We start from the raw sequence: 15292 nt of genomic DNA, 5'->3' as shown, positions 1-15292 counted from the left end.
GCGAAATCTAGGTATGGCCCAACCGTGAATCAACGAAAAGTTAACAACACCCCACCGAGAGCCGAACCGGCCCGTGGAAGCGGGCCGCGTAGGCGCGATACACCGTACCGACACACGGAGTTCACCCCCTGTACGGTCACCGGAAAGTTGCCCTGACGGCGGGTCTCCTAGTGTTCTGCGAGTGCCAAAGCTTTCCGTGATCGTCCCGTTCTGCAACGTTCGGCAATACGCCCCGGACACCCTCAGAAGTCTTCGCGCGAACGCCCGGCCGGATTTCGAGTTCGTTCTGGTCGACGACCATTCCGAGGACGAGACCCCGGCGATTCTCGAGCGTGCGGCCGAGGAGCTGTCGGGTGTCGCGCAGGTGCGCCACATCCGTCATGCCAAGAATGAGGGCATCGCCACCGCGCGCAACACCGGGCTGGACGCGGCGCGCGGCGAGTACCTGGCGTTCCTGGACGGCGACGACTGGCTCGCCCCCGGCCATCTTCCCGAACTGGTCGCGTCCATCGAGCGGTTGGGCTGCGACTTCGTCCGCACCGACCATGTGCGGGTCACCGGCCGCGCGCGGACCGTGCACCGGGTGCCGGTGGGCCTGCGCGACGAGGTGCTGGACCCGCGGGACGCGATCCTGCCGGCCGACCGGACCACTTCGGTGGACTACGTCACCGTCTGGGCCGGCGTCTACCACCGGCGGCTGCTGGAGCGGGGGCTGCTGCACTTCACCGAGGGGCTGCACACGGCCGAGGACCGGCCGTGGACGTGGAAGCTGCACCGGGAGGCGGAGTCGTTCGCCGTGGTCGGCCTGCTCGGCGTGTTCTACCGGCGCGACGTCGCCTCCTCCCTCACCCGGATCGGTGACGTGCGCCAGCTCGACTTCATCCGGGCCTTCGACCAGATCGTCGAGGAGACGGCGGCGGACCGGGACGCCGGCCGGCTGCTGCCCAAGGCGGTGCGGCAGTACTGCGCGATCATGGCCCACCATCTGGCCGAGGAGGACAAGTTCGAACCTGCCGTGGCCGGGCGGCTGCGGGAGATGAGCGCGGCGGCGCTGGGCCGGCTGCCGCAGGACGTGCTCGGCGAGGTGCTGGCGACCATGGACATGGAACGTTCCGCCCGGCTGCGGCGGCTGCGGCGCCGCACGGGCGCCGGGAAGGGGACCGCGTGATGTCCCGCACCACCCAGATCTTCTGCGTCTCGTCGTCGTACGGCCTGGCGACGCTGGCGGCCGCGATCGAGTCCGACTGCTTCGCGGAGGCGGAGCGGCGGGTCCTGCTGGTCGCCAACACCTCCGCCGTCCCGGAGAGCACCCCGGCGGTGGACGGGACACCGGGCTTCGCGCCGCTGCGCGACCACTTCGACGACGTGCTGTCCTGGAACGAGGCCGTCAGCCCCTTCCACCCGGCCGCCTGGATCCCGCGCGCCGAGGACGTCCCGCTGCTCGAGCGTCATCTGCGGCGGCTGTGGCGGCTCGGCGACGACCGGGTGGAGCTGGTCCTGGAGTCCCTGGCGGTCCCCCCGGCCGTCACGGTGGCCCAGGTGTTCACCGGCGCCCCGGTCCACGTCTACGCCGACGGGCTGATGAGCTACGGCCCCACGCGCAAGAAGCTCGACCCGCTGATCGGCACGCGGGTGCGGCAGTTGCTGCACCCGGACCTGGTGCCGGGCCTGACGCCGCTGCTGCTGACCGAGTTCGGGGTGCCGGCCCGTGTGGTGCCGGCCGAGGCCCTGCTGAAGGCGGTCGGTGAAATGGCGGAGGCCGTCGACGAGTTGCCCGTGCTGCCGGAGGACTCGGCGCTGCTGCTCGGCCAGCGCCTGTCCGCGCTCGGCGTCCTCTCCTTCGAGGAGGAGGACCTGCACGCGCGGATGCTGCGGGGGGCGGTCGCGCGCGGCCACCGGGCCGTGGTCTTCCAGCCGCATCCGGCCGCGCCGGTCCGGCACAGCGGCGCGCTGCGGGCCGAGGCGGAGCGGCTCGGGGCGGACCTCACCGTCGTCGACGTCCCCGTCCCCGCGGAGGTGCTGTTCGCGCGGTCCCGGCCGGCGCTGGTTGTCGGCTGCTTCTCGACCGCGCTGTTCACGGCGTCCGCGCTCTACGGGCTGCCGGTCGCCCGCGTCGGCACCGGGCGGCTGCTCGAACGGCTGACGCCCTATCAGCACGGGGACCGTGTCCCGGCGGTGCTGGCGGACGCGCTGCTGCCGGACCTGGAGGGCGACGGCACGGAGAGCGCCGTTCCGCCGGAGGACGTGGACGAACTGGTGACCGCGCTCGGGTTCACCATGCAGCCGCAGATCCATCCGGGGCTGCGGCCGGCCGCCGAGCGGTATCTCGCCCGGCGCTTCGGGCCGGGCACCCGTCACTGGTTCCGCCGGAAGCGGCTGACCTCGCTGGGGCTTCCCGGTGGTATTCCGAGGCGGCTGGCGTTCCTGCCCCGCAGCACCACCGCCCGGCGGGTGGTGCGGCGGGCGCGGGCGCTGAGGAAGGCGATCGGGCGCTGAGCGCGCCCCCGCCGCCCGCCGCCTTCCCGGGGGCGCTGCCCCCGGACCCCCGCTGCTCAAACGCCGGAGGGGCTGAGAGCAGCCCCTCCGGGGCTCGAGTCGGGATGTTGGAGGCCGACTGTTCACCCCTTGTCCATACGGACGCCACCGCCGGCCCGCCGCGCTCGGGCACGCTCGGCCTCCGATCGGAGGACGGTGGAACCATGACGAACCCCCTGGCGGGATTGTTCACGGCCCGGCAGAAGGAGGCCGCCAGGCGGGACCTCTACGCCCGGGGCGTGCGGCTGTGCGGTGAGTACCTCGCGGCACGGGACGGCCGGCCCACCGCCCGGGACACCCGCCTCACCCAGGCGATCGGCGTCCTCACCAGCTCCTTCGACGCCCCGGGGGCCGATCCCTTCGACGCCCTGCTCCAGGTCGGCGAGCGCGCGCTGGAGGCCGGCGGACTGGATCTGGCCCTGGGCGTCGCCGAGACGTCCACGGAACTCCGGCAGCGGTCCAAGGGCGCCTGGCGGCTGCGCGGACGCGCGCTGGACGGGCTCGGCCGCGGGGACGAGGCGCTGGAGTGCTACGAGCGTCATCTCACGCTGCTGCGGGACAGCGAGACGGCCGTGGAGGTCGCCCGCAGGATCGACACGCTGCGGCGCCGGCGGGAGTGCCTGGAGGAGGCGGCCGCGCTGTTCCCGGAGTCCGGCGGCCCGCTGCGCGATCTCACCGCACGGCCCACCTCGGTCGCGGTGCCGGAGTTCACCGCCTTCGTGCAGGCGCGGATGGCCGACCCCGGCCCGTCCGACCCGGCCGTACGGCGCCTGCTGGACCTGTACGGCGCCTACCGGCGGCTCGTCGAGCGGTCCGGGATGCCCGACCCCCTGCTCGGCGGGAGCACGCCCGTCGGGGTCGGCGGGCTGCGCGGTCTGGTCGCGGGGCGCACGGTGTGTCTGGTGTCGAACGCCTCGGAGGTCGCCGGGAGCGGGCTGGGCGCCGAGATCGACGGCTACGACCTGGTGGTCCGCTGCGACTCCTTCCGTCTCAGGGCGGACGGCACCGGCGAGCGCACCGGGCTGCACGCGGTCTCGCTGCGGGGCGCCGCCCCGTGGGACGGCCCCGCCTGGACGCAGCCCGCCGGCATCCGGCTGGTGTTCGGCGACCCGGCCGCCGCCTGGCGGCGCGCCACCCGGCAGCGGCTCGCGCCCGGGGCGCAGGAGCACATCGGTGACGCCTCCCTGCGCCGGCCGCTGAGCGACCCGGCGCTGCTGGGCGAGGACCGCCGGGACCCGGGAACGAGCACCGCCTTCACCGTCCTGCGGCTGCTGGACTTCCTGGACGTCAGCCCCCGCCTGGACCTCATCGGCTTCGACAAGCCCGGCCGGCTGCGGCCGGAGGAGGCCGAGTGGGTCATGGAACGCGCGACGCACGTCGACGACAGCAAGATGAGGATCGCCCTGCGATGACCCAGACCTCCGCATCCTCCGCGGACGACCGGAGCACCGTCACCGGCAGACGCCGGATCGCCTTCGCCGTCCACACCGGCGCCGACGGCCTGCCCGCCCTGCCCGTGCTGCTGCGCAGCCTGGCGCTCACCAACCCGGGCGTGTGCGAGGACTTCGTGGTGCTGCACCCGGGGCTGCCGGACTCCGCCTTCGAACCGCTGCGCCGGCTGCACCCGCGGGTGGTCGCGCGCCGCGCGGACGACCGCCGCGACGTCCACCGGCTGGAGGGCTACGACACCGTCGTGGCGTTCGCGCCCGGCATGGTGGTGCTGGGGGACCTCGGCGAGCTGCTGCGGATGCGGCACGGGGTGGGCGCCGTACCGCAGTCGCGCTGCGACGGGGAGGGGCGCGAGCGGCGTGAGGTCCTGCCGGACGGGCTGCGGGTGATCCAGCGCGCCGACACGGACGGCGCCGGCCCGGACGCGGGGGTGCCCGAGGGGGTCCTGACGCCGGTCGACGCGCGGTACGACTTCCTCACTCGCCGGCTGTACGACGACACGCCGGTGCCCCCGCACGTCGCCGTCCTGCACTTCACCGGCCCGCCCGACGAGCCCGGGTACGGTCCGGCCGCCGAGGCGCGGCGCCGCTTCGAGATGGGCGACGAGGAGTTCCGGGCCGCCTACTGCGCCCTCCCCGGCGAGAAGCACCCCGACCTCCTGGCGCACCTCGCGCCGCCCCTGCTGCGGGCGCGTCCCTCGCTCGACCTGGCCCGTACGGTCGCCGACGTCTACCGCAGGCAGGGCCGTTACGACGAGGCCGTCGACGTCCTCGCCCCGGTCGTCGGCGACCGGCTGGACGCGCCGCGCTGCCAGGAGACGCTGGGCGTCTGCCTGATGGCGCTGTCGCGCTACGACGAGGCCGAGGCCCGGCTGCTGCTGGCGGCGGCGTCCCCCGACGTCGCCCCGCGCGCCTTCGCCCAGCTCGCGCGGCTGGCGTGGCTGTGCGGGCGGGAGGCGCAGGCGCACGCCTACGCCCGCGCGGGTCTGGAGGCCGACCCCACCGACTCCGGCTGCCACGGCTGGTACGTCCGTACTCGCGCGCAGGACCCCGGCGAGCAGCCGGAGCCGCTCCCCGCCGGGGAGCAGCTGGCGCACGTGGCGCTGTTCGCCGAGGGGCAGGAGAACGCGGGCGACAAGGTGCTGCCCGAGGCCGTGCGGAGGTGCTTCGGCACCGACACCGGCCCGCGCCACTGGTACCAGCAGCCGGTGCACCGGCTGGTCGACGAGGCGACGCTGGAGGAGCTCAACGCCCGGCGCGGGGTGGTCGTGGGCGGCGGCGGGCTGTTCCTGCCGGACACCTCCCCGAACGGCAACAGCCACTGGCAGTGGAACGTCCCGGACGACCTGCTGGCCCGGCTCACCGCGCCGCTGGCGGTGTTCGCCGTCGGCTACAACGTGTTCGACGGGCAGCAGTACCGCCGCGGCCGGTTCGCCGAGAGCCTGCGGGTGCTCGTCGAACGGTCGGCGTTCTTCGGGCTGCGCAACCACGGCTCGATCGAGCGGGTCCGCGAACTGCTCCCCGGGCCGCTGCGCGACCGGGTGCGCTACCAGCCCTGCCCCACCACGGTCGCCCGCCACCTCGACCCCGCCCTGTCCGGCCCGGTGGAGCGGGACGACACCGTCCTGGTCAACTGCGCCTACGACCGCGCGGGCCTGCGCTTCGGCCACGACTACGGCCACTTCCTCGCCCAGATGGCCACCGCGCTCGGCGGCCTGCGGGAGCGGGCCGACGTACGGTACGCGGCCCATATGCCCGCCGACGAGAAGTTCGTGCACGACCTGCGCCGGGAGCACGGCATCGCGCTGCCCGTGGAACAGCTGTACGACATGACGAACGACGGCATCCGCGGGCTGTACCGCCGCTCGCGGCTGGTGATCGGGATGCGCGGGCACGCGGGGATGATCCCGTTCGGCTGCGGCACGCCGATCCTCAGCCTCGTCTCCCACCCGAAGCTCGCCTACTTCCTCTCCGACATCGGCCGCGAGGAGTGGGGGCTGTCCGTGCACGACCGGGAGCTCGGCCCCCGGCTGAGGGAGCGGGCGACGGCCCTGCTCGACGACCACGCGGCAGCGGTGGCGGACGTGCACGACGCGCAGAAGGCCCTCTGGGAGACCACCCGGGCGAACCTCGACGAGCTGGAGAAGACCTTCGGCCGGGGATGAGCCGGGGATGAGTCGTCGCACCACCGCCGCTTCGCGCTCCGAAAGTCCGAAAGAGAGAATGACGTGCCCAAACTGTCCGTCGTCGTCCCGATGCACAACGTTGAGGCGTTCGCCGAGAGCACGCTGCGCAGTCTCGCCGCCAACGCCCACCCCGACTTCGAGTTCCTGCTCGTCGACGACTGCTCCACGGACGCCACGCCCTGGGTGATCGACCGCTGGGCGGAGAAGCTCCCGGGCGCGCGGGTGATCCGGCACGAGACGAACCAGGGCATCGCGCAGGCCCGCAACAGCGGCATCGACGCGGCCGACGGCGAGTTCGTCACATTCCTCGACGGCGACGACTGGTACGGGCCGCGGCACCTCGCCGGAATGGTGCGGGCCATGGAGGACCTGGGCTGCGACTTCGCGCGCACCGACCACGTCCAGGCCACCGGCACCGAGCGGGTGATCAAGCGGCCCCCGGCCCAGGTGCGCAACGCCGTGATGGACCCGCGCGACGGCATCGCGCCCGCCGACACCGAGACGATGGTCGACTACCCGTTCGTCTGGGCGGGGATCTACCGCCGGCACCTCTTCGCCGACGGCGGGATGCGCTTCGCCACCGAACTGCGCACGGCCGAGGACCGGCTGTGGATCTGGCGGCTGCACCTGAAGGCGCGCACGTACGCCTCCCTGGGGCTGCACGGGGTGTTCTACCGGCGGGGGGTGGCGACCTCGCTCACCCAGATCAAGGACGACCGCCAGCTGGACTTCATCCCGGCGTACGACGCGCTGCTGGAGGACGTGCGGCAGGACCGGGAGGCCGACCGGTTCCTCCTCAAGGCGGTACGCACCTACTGCGCCATGATCGCCTTCCACATCGGCAAGGTGAACGAGTACGAGCCCGCGGCGGCGCAGCGGCTGCGGCGCGAGACGCGGGCCGCGCTCCAGCGGATGCCCGAGGAGGCGCTGGAGGAGACCCTCAAGACCATCGACAGCACACGGAGCAGGTTGCTCAGCCGCCTGCGCGACGGGCGGAAGGCTGCCTGATCCATGCCCCACACGACCCAGATCTTCCAGGTCTCGACCCTCTACGGAGCGGCCACCCTCGCGGCGGCGCTGGACGCGGGCCGCTACGGACCGCGCGGCGGGGCCCGGCGCGTCCTGCTGGTCTCCAACAACGCCGGCGTGCCGGAGACGGCGCTGCGGCTGGACGAGATGCACGGCTACGAGCCGATAGCCGGGCGGTTCGACTCGGTGGTCAGCTGGAACGAGGCGATCAGCCCCTACCATCCGAGCAGCTGGGGCCCGCGCGGAAACGACACGGCACTGTGGCAGCGGGCGTTCCGGCTGCGGTGGGACATCGACGAGGACGACCTGATCGAGCTCGCCGTCGAGTCGATCCAGGCCAACCCGGCCCGCGCGCTGGCGGCGATCTTCTCCGAGGCCGTCGTGGACGTGTACGCCGACGGTCTGATGAGCTACGGCCCGACACGGGAGAAGCTGCCGCTGACGATCGCGCGCCGCATCCGCCGGCTGCTCCACCTGGACCTGATCCCCGGTCTGCGGCCGCTGCTGCTGTCCGAGTACGGCGTGCGGCCCGAGATCGTCCCGGACGGGGCGTTCCGCGGCGTGCTCGACGAGATCTCCCGGGAGGCGGCGGACGATCCGCGGCTGGCGCCCGTGATCGAGGAGGCGCCGACGGCCGTGCTCCTCGGCCAGTACCTGGCGGCGATCAACATCCTGAGCGACCGCGAGGAGGAGGACCTGCACGTCCGCATGCTCACCGGGGCGGTGCGGGCCGGGCACCGCTCCCTCGTGTTCAAGCCGCATCCGACGGCCCCCGCCGGCTACTCGGCGGCGCTGAGCAAGGCGGCGGCGGACGCGGGGGTGCGGCTCACGGTGCTGGACGCCCCGCTGCTGGCGGAGACGGTGTACGAGCACTGCCGTCCCGAGCTGGTCGTCGGCTGCTTCTCCACGGCGATGGTGACCGCCTCCGCCTACTACGACGTGCCTGTCGCCCGGGTCGGTACGGGGCTGGTGACGGGCCGGCTCAGGCCCTATCCGAACAGCAACCGCGTGCCGCTGGCGGTGGTCGACCATCTGGTCCCCGACCTGGAACGCGAGGAGACGCCGGCGGTGGTCGGGCCGGCTCCCGAGTCCCTGTCACCGCTGGTCCGCACGATCGGCTTCTGCATGCAGCCCAAGACCTACCCGGCCCTGCGCGAGCCCGCGGAGACCTGGCTGCGCGCCCACCTCCCCGACACGCCCGCCTACTACTTCCCGGAACTCCGCCTGGCCGAACTGGGCCTCCCCGGCAGCACCCCCCGCACCCGCGCCCGCATCCAGGCGGCCCGGGCCAAACGAGTAGTGGGCCGAGCAGTCCGCCGCACCAACCGAAAGAAGTAACCACCCAACACCCGCGCAGCTGCGGGCAGTCGTGCCTCCCCCAGTGCCCGAAGGGCCTGGGAGGTACCCCCAGGGGCGGCACGGGTGGGCGCAGCGGCACCCCGTGAACGCCGGGCTGCGCGACACCCCCCGCCCAGCCGCCCCACCGGCAACCGAGACGCACCGGCCACGACAGTGCCACCTGTCCGTCAACTCCCGTACACCACACCAACCGACAGTTGCGCGGTGCCGAACGACATCGCCGTACGCCTGCCGCAGCAACAGGGCAGTGCCACCCCCGACAAGAACACCCCCGCGCGAGAGCACCGCTTCGACATCGACCTGATGCGGCTGCTCTGCTCCGCCATCATCATGCTGGGCCACGTGGGCGCCCAGTTCATCCGCTCCACCGGCAACAACCCGTCGAACGGCGGGGGTTCGTACTGGGCCGGCCATGTCGCCGAGGCCATCAACCCCTTCGCCGTCCCCATGTACTTCGCCATAGCCGGCTGGGCCGTGCTCGTCGGCGCGCCCCCGCGCGACGGCGCCCGCATGTGGCAGCGGGTCGTGCGCAACACCGTGCCGCTCTTCGCCTGGACGGCGGTCTACCTGACCTGGGCCTGGCTGCGGGACCGCAACGACCGGCCGATGGCCGAGCTGGCGGAGAACTCCCTCTTCGGCTCGGTGCAGCCCGCCTACCACCTGTGGTTCATGTACAACTACATCCCGATCATCATGCTGCTCGCCTTCGCGATGCTGATCAAGGCGGGGAAGCGCCCCTGGGGCCTGGGAGCGGCACTGCTCGGCATCGCCGTCCTGCCCAGCGCGCTGACCACGGTCGCCGAGGTCACGGGCCGCGAGATGCCGCCGGTCGCCTGGGGAGTCGGCACCTACTCGCTGGTGTACGCGGTCGGCGGCGCGCTGCTGTTCGCCCTGCCGGCCGGGGTGCTGCGCAAGCGGTGGCCGCTGTACCTGCTGCTCCCGCTCACCATGGCCGGGGCCCTCTGGTACAACACGCAGATCCACTACGTGCTGCCCAACGCGCATCTGTTCGTCGCCGCGATGAGCGTCTGCGTGCTGCTCCTGATCAGCAGGGTCCGGGTCCCGGAGAAGTGGCGTCCGCTGCTGCAGAAGCTGGCCGGCGCGGCGCTCGGCGCGTACATGGTGCATGTGCTGTTCGTCGAGGAGATCGTCACGCCGCTGGTGTCGCCGGACCTGAGCGGACCGGTGGCGGGGCTGCTGCTGGCCGGTCTGGTGGTCGTGGTCATGGCCCTGTCGTTCGCGACCAGTCTGCTGTGGGGGAAGCTGAACCTGCGGCGGCTGCTCGGCTGATCCGGGCGGCGCACGCGCCCGGTGGGCTCCATACGGAGTTCGCCACTTGTTCGCGCGCCGCTCAACTCCGCACCCCTCCCGCACCGCCGGGGCGCACCTAGCCTGTTCTCCACCGCGAACCGCACCACTCTCACCCTGCACCCGACGGATTGAGGCCTCCGGTTCATGAACAGCCGCGCCCTGCTGACCAGTTCCGTGTCCCGGCGTCTGCTGCGCCCGGTCGCCGACCTCATCGACCAGCGCATCGACCGGCGCCTGCGCGCGGCGGCCTCGGCGGACGCGGCGGGCAGAGAGGAGCTCCGGGAGACGGCCGAGGCGGTGAAGCGCCAGCAGCTCACCCTGAACCTGCTGCTCGGTCCTGCCGGACGCGGACTGTCCAGGATCGTGAGCCCGGGCCCGCTGAACCGCCTGCACGCCGAGGTCGGCGAGCTGGCCGGGGACCGGGACGCAGCCGTCCGCAACGTCGCCGCCGCGTACCGGCTGCTGGTCGCCCTGGAGTCGCTCGGGGCCGGCCGGGTCGCGGGCGGCACCATGAACATCTGCGGCAAGCTCGGCACGATTCCGCTGCTCGACCCGCCGAACGACGAGATCCTGGAGATCGGCACGCTCTACGGCATGTTCTCCGCCGGGCTGATCCGGATGATGGAGCGCGACGGCCGGAGCCCGAGCGTGACGATCGTCGACCCGTTCGCCGGGGTGCAGCTCCAACCCGGCACCCCGCGGCGCTCCGACCCCTCCGGCACCCCGGTCGACGAGGACGCCGTCCGCACCAATCTGGCGCTGGCCGGTCCGGCGGGCGTCGCCGCCCGCGTCCAGCGGGGCTTCTCCGAGGACCCCGCCACCCGCGCCGCCGTCTCGGACCGCCGCTACGGCGTGATCGTCGTCGACGGCGACCACTCGGCCGAGGGCGTCGCCAAGGACCTGGAGTGGGCGGAGGAGATCGCCGCGCCGGGCGGGATCGTCGTCCTGGACGACTTCGGCGACCCCAAGTGGCCCGGCATCGAGGAGGCGCTGGACAAGCACCTCACGGGCGACACCCGCTTCACCTACCTCGGCAAGGCGTCCCTGTCGGCCTTCCTGCGCGCGTCCTGAGGCGCTCCGCGCCCGGGGTCTAGGCGCTCGCCACCGACAGCTTCGCCGCGAAGCCGAGGAACAGGGCGCCGGCAGCCGAGGTCGCCCCGGCCGCCAGCCGCCGCCTGCGGCGGAACGCGTCGGCCAGGCGGGTGCCGCCGAATATCAGCAGCGAAAGGTACAGGAAGCTGGCCGTCTGGAGCAGGGTGCCCAGGACGACGAAGGACAGCGCGGGATAGGCGTAGCCGGGGTCGACGAACTGCACGAAGAAGGAGATCAGGAACAGGATCGCCTTCGGGTTGAGCAGCGACACCACCAGCGCGCGGCGGTAGGGGTGCTCCTCGGCGGAGGCGACGGCTTCGGGCGCCTCGGTCGGCGTCTGCTCGCCCCGCGTCCTCCACATGCTCCACGCCGAGCGCAGCATCCCGTACGCCATCCAGGCCAGGTATCCGGCGCCGGCGTACTTCACCACCAGGAACAGCACCGGCGTCGTGCTGAGCACCGAGGCCGCCCCGAGCGCCGCCAGCGTCATCAGGACGGCGTCCCCCGTCCACACGCCGGCCGCCGCCGCGTAGCCGGTGCGGACACCCTTGCGGGCGGCGACGGAGAGCACGTAAAGGGAGTTGGGGCCGGGGAGCAACACGATGAGCACGAGGCCCGCCAGATAGGTGGGCAGATCGATGACGCCGAACATGAGGGGAGTGTCGCACGCGAGTACGACACTCCGCTCCGGTGTTTCAGCCGTCGAGAAGGGTGTCCGCCGGGATCTCGGCACGCACGCCGACCGACTCCGGCACCGTCACGTCCTGGCCCCGCTTGAAGCGCTGGGGGTCGGGGTACTTGCCGTCGGCCGGTGCGGTGTAGAGCAGGACCTCGTCGTGCTTGCGGTCCACGATCAGGTAGGCCGGGATACCGGCCTGGGCATAGCACTCGACCTTGGGCCCGAGGTCGTCGGACCAGTTCGACGACGTGATCTCGACGACCATACGGAAGACGTTCGGGGCGTAGTAGTTCTTGGTGACGTGGGCGTCGCGGAAGTCCTCGTCGACGACGGACAGGTCGGGAATCGCGAAGTCCGCCGGCAAGGTGGGCAGCCAGAGCCCGACGCCTTGGACGTACTCGCACCCGGCCTCAACGAGCCCCGCCCGGTCAAATGCCCTGCCCAGTTTCGTCAGCGACAGGGCGTGCGAGCCATCCGGCGGCGGTGTCACAGTGAGCCTCCCCTGGAGAATCTCCACGCGGTGGCCAGGCAGTGCGCGGGCGAGCTGGTCGGCAGCCTCGCCCAGGGTCAGCTCCTGCTGCAGTACGGCCATGGCGTCCTCCTTTTCGGGGCCCACTCTCCACTGAGGGTAACCGGGGACGGACGGCTTCCGCCCATGATCACCCTTAGGGAGTAATCGACCAGGTCAGAAGGCGTCCGACGGCACGTAGGTGCCCCAGATCCCGCGCAGGGCGTTGCACACCTCGCCCACCGTGGCGCGGGCCTTCAGGGCGTCCTTCATCGGGTAGAGGACGTTGTCCTCGCCCTCCGCCGCCTTCCTGAGGGCCGCCAGCGCCGAGTCGACGGCCTGCTGGTCGCGTTCCGCGCGGAGCTTCGCCAGGCGTTCGGCCTGCTGGGCCTCGATGGCGGGGTCGACGCGGAGCGGCTCGTAGGGCTCCTCGGCGTCGAGCTGGAAGCGGTTGACGCCGACCACCACGCGCTCGCCGGAGTCGGTTTCCTGGGCGATGCGGTAGGCGCTGCGCTCGATCTCGTTCTTCTGGAAGCCGTGCTCGATGGCGTTGACCGCGCCGCCGAGGTCCTCGACCTTCCGCATCAGCTCGACGGCCGCCGCCTCGACGTCGTCGGTCATCTTCTCGACGACGTAGGAGCCGGCGAACGGGTCGACGGTGGCGGTCACGTCGGTCTCGTAGGCGAGGACCTGCTGGGTGCGCAGGGCGAGCCGCGCGCTCTTGTCCGTCGGGAGGGCGATCGCCTCGTCGAAGGAGTTGGTGTGCAGCGACTGGGTGCCGCCGAGCACCGCGCCCAGGCCCTGCACGGCGACGCGGACCAGGTTCACCTCGGGCTGCTGGGCCGTCAGCTGCACGCCCGCCGTCTGCGTGTGGAAGCGCAGCATCAGCGACTTGGGGTTCTTCGCGCCGAACTCCTCCCGCATCACCCGCGCCCAGATCCTGCGGGCCGCGCGGAACTTGGCGACCTCCTCCAGGATCGTCGTGCGGGCCACGAAGAAGAAGGACAGGCGCGGGGCGAAGTCGTCCACGTCCATGCCGGCCTCGACCGCCGTACGGACGTACTCGATGCCGTCCGCGAGGGTGAACGCGATCTCCTGCGCGGGCGACGCGCCGGCCTCGGCCATGTGGTAGCCGGAGATCGAGATCGTGTTCCACTTCGGGATCTCGGCCCTGCAGTACTTGAAGATGTCGGCGATCAGCCGCAGGGACGGCTTCGGCGGGAAGATGTACGTGCCCCGCGCGATGTACTCCTTCAGCACGTCGTTCTGGATCGTGCCGGTGAGCTTGTCGGCCGGGACGCCCTGTTCCTCGGCGACCAGTTGGTAGAGGAGGAGCAGCAGCGCGGCGGGGGCGTTGATCGTCATCGACGTGGAGACCTTGTCCAGCGGGATGCCGCCGAACAGGACCCGCATGTCGTCGACCGAGTCGATGGCGACGCCGACCTTGCCGACCTCGCCGTGCGCGATCGGGGCGTCGGAGTCGTGGCCCATCTGGGTGGGCAGGTCGAACGCCACCGACAGGCCCATCGTGCCGTTGGCGATGAGCTGCTTGTACCGGGCGTTGGACTCCGTCGCCGTGCCGAACCCGGCGTACTGGCGCATCGTCCAGGGCCGTCCCGTGTACATCGTCGGGTACACGCCCCGGGTGAACGGGTACGCCCCCGGCTCACCCAGCTTCCCGGCCGGGTCCCAGCCCTCGAGGGCCTCAGGCCCGTAGACGGGTTCGATGGGCAGTCCACTCTCGGTGGACCGGGCACTGCCCGACTCGCGCGCCATGGTGTGATGCCTCCCGTTGAGCGGCGTTGCTCGACTTGCTCGTCCGGTACCCGTCAGTTACTCGTCAGTACAGGCCGGTCCTTCGACGGACTGTAGCGGTGCGCGTGCGGCCCGGAGGAGGGGCGCACGCTGGGACCTTCCTCACAGCCTCGGTGGGACCCCGCTCACAGCGCCACTCGCGGCCGTCTTCCGGTCACTCACCACCATGCCCCCTGGTTCGGCGCCGGTCACGTCCGGGGAACATCTCAGGTGACGTCCGGCCGGGCCGGTGAGACGACGGGGGGCTGCTGTGCGTAGTACGGGCATGCGGAGGAAGGGCGTGCGGAGGCAGGGGATCACCGCCCTCGCGGCCCTGGCCGTGCTGGCCGGCGGTGCGGGAGGGTGCACGGTGCGGCCCGCCGGCGAGGACGGCCGGGGCGGGTCGCCGGTGCGGATCGAGGTGCCGAGCCGTACGCCGTCGGCAGCGGGGACGGAGCCGAAGTCGCCGGAGCCGGAGCCGGAGTCACGGGCTCCGGGTGGGGGAAGGACGTCCTCCCCCGCCGCCCCGCCCGCCCGCGTGCTGTGGTCCCCCGGCGACTCCGGGCGGGACATACGCGAACTCCAGGCCCGGCTGCGGCAGGTGGCCTGGATCTTCCAGGGGCCCACGGGGACGTACGACGAGCCGACGGCGGAGGCGGTGCGGGGCTTCCAGGGCAAGCGCGGGCTGCCGCGGACCGGGGTGACCGACTCCGTCACCTGGCGGCGACTGCTCGACATGACGCACGAGCCGGGCAGGTGGGAGCTGTATCTGATGGGCGGCCAGCCGGCCGACGCGCCCGATCCGCGGTGTCGAACCGGCCGTGTGCTGTGCATCAGCAAGTCGAGCCGCACCCTGCGCTGGATGATCGACGGACGGACGGTGTCGACGATGGCCGTCCGCTTCGGTTCCGAGTACACGCCGACCCGCGAAGGTGTTTTCCGCGTCTACTGGAAGTCCCGGGACCATGTGTCCACGCTCTATGACTCGCCGATGCCGTACGCCATGTTCTTCAGCGGCGGCCAGGCCGTGCACTTCTCCGCGGACTTCGCCGCCCGGGGATACGGCGGCGCCTCGCACGGCTGCGTCAACGTAAGGGACGAGGCGGCGATCGCCCGGCTGTACGGGCAGGTGCGGAACGGCGACAAGGTCGTCGTGCACTGGTGAGAAGAGGGCGCGGGCGGGACCGGGGGAACGTGTCCCGCCCGCGCCGATGTGCACGAGCCGCGGGTACGGGGGGAACCCCGGCTCCGTGCGACAGCCGATGACCAGTCGGCTCACTCATTACTGCGCCACGGGGGCGGAAAGTGTCACACCCGTCGCGCAGGGAATTTCAGCGCTCGACGAAAGCGC

At 72.3% G+C, this 15292-nt stretch carries 12 protein-coding genes; 9 read left to right on the top strand and 3 right to left on the bottom strand.

Going from position 1 to position 15292, the window contains the following annotated elements:
* Positions 1-181 precede the first annotated feature (181 nt).
* The 8 genes from CNQ36_RS22085 (at position 182) to CNQ36_RS22050 (ending at position 10939) form a co-directional block, all read left to right on the top strand.
* Positions 182-1168, top strand: a complete 987-nt coding sequence (locus CNQ36_RS22085; RefSeq protein ID WP_121547257.1) for a glycosyltransferase family 2 protein — start codon at positions 182-184, stop codon at positions 1166-1168.
* Entirely contained in the window at positions 1168-2496 is a 1329-nt protein-coding gene (locus tag CNQ36_RS22080) for a polysialyltransferase family glycosyltransferase (protein WP_121547256.1), read from the top strand. Before CNQ36_RS22085 ends, CNQ36_RS22080 begins: the two co-directional genes overlap by 1 nt.
* A gap of 203 nt (positions 2497-2699) precedes the next feature.
* Positions 2700-3947, top strand: coding sequence for a hypothetical protein (locus tag CNQ36_RS22075; protein ID WP_163013327.1), 1248 nt, complete (start codon positions 2700-2702; stop codon positions 3945-3947).
* Positions 3944-6148: a polysaccharide pyruvyl transferase family protein gene (locus CNQ36_RS22070; protein WP_121547255.1), complete on the top strand. Its 2205-nt coding sequence runs from the start codon at positions 3944-3946 to the stop codon at positions 6146-6148. The genes CNQ36_RS22075 and CNQ36_RS22070 overlap by 4 nt, the downstream gene beginning before the upstream one ends.
* 63 nt (positions 6149-6211) lie before the next feature.
* Positions 6212-7177: a glycosyltransferase family 2 protein gene (locus CNQ36_RS22065; protein WP_121547254.1), complete on the top strand. Its 966-nt coding sequence runs from the start codon at positions 6212-6214 to the stop codon at positions 7175-7177.
* Between the two features lie 3 nt (positions 7178-7180).
* Positions 7181-8536, top strand: a complete 1356-nt coding sequence (locus CNQ36_RS22060; protein WP_121547253.1) for a polysialyltransferase family glycosyltransferase — start codon at positions 7181-7183, stop codon at positions 8534-8536.
* 225 nt (positions 8537-8761) lie between these two features.
* Complete coding sequence (locus CNQ36_RS22055) at positions 8762-9847, top strand: acyltransferase (protein ID WP_121547252.1); 1086 nt, start codon at positions 8762-8764, stop codon at positions 9845-9847.
* Positions 9848-10012: 165 nt separating this feature from the next.
* Positions 10013-10939, top strand: coding sequence for a class I SAM-dependent methyltransferase (locus CNQ36_RS22050; RefSeq protein ID WP_121547251.1), 927 nt, complete (start codon positions 10013-10015; stop codon positions 10937-10939).
* A gap of 19 nt (positions 10940-10958) precedes the next feature.
* Here the strand turns inward: CNQ36_RS22050 and leuE are convergent, their stop codons facing one another.
* The 3 genes from leuE to CNQ36_RS22035 all read right to left on the bottom strand — a co-directional run bounded on the left by leuE (position 10959) and on the right by CNQ36_RS22035 (position 13923).
* Complete coding sequence (leuE, locus tag CNQ36_RS22045) at positions 10959-11612, bottom strand: leucine efflux protein LeuE (RefSeq protein ID WP_121547250.1); 654 nt, start codon at positions 11610-11612, stop codon at positions 10959-10961.
* Positions 11613-11655: 43 nt separating this feature from the next.
* The gene (locus tag CNQ36_RS22040; protein ID WP_121547249.1) at positions 11656-12231 is read right to left on the bottom strand and encodes a Uma2 family endonuclease; all 576 of its coding nucleotides are present in this window, start codon (positions 12229-12231) and stop codon (positions 11656-11658) included.
* Positions 12232-12324: 93 nt separating this feature from the next.
* The gene (locus CNQ36_RS22035; protein WP_121547248.1) at positions 12325-13923 is read right to left on the bottom strand and encodes an acyl-CoA mutase large subunit family protein; all 1599 of its coding nucleotides are present in this window, start codon (positions 13921-13923) and stop codon (positions 12325-12327) included.
* Between the two features lie 304 nt (positions 13924-14227).
* Between CNQ36_RS22035 and CNQ36_RS22030 the strand changes: the two genes are divergently transcribed.
* Positions 14228-15106: a L,D-transpeptidase family protein gene (locus tag CNQ36_RS22030; RefSeq protein WP_121547247.1), complete on the top strand. Its 879-nt coding sequence runs from the start codon at positions 14228-14230 to the stop codon at positions 15104-15106.
* Positions 15107-15292: the final 186 nt, after the last annotated feature.

The sequence above is a fragment of the Streptomyces fungicidicus genome (genome assembly GCF_003665435.1).
GTDB lineage: Bacteria > Actinomycetota > Actinomycetes > Streptomycetales > Streptomycetaceae > Streptomyces > Streptomyces fungicidicus.
Note: the sequence above shows the minus strand (reverse complement) of the source record. Positions and strands in the feature narration are given on the sequence as shown.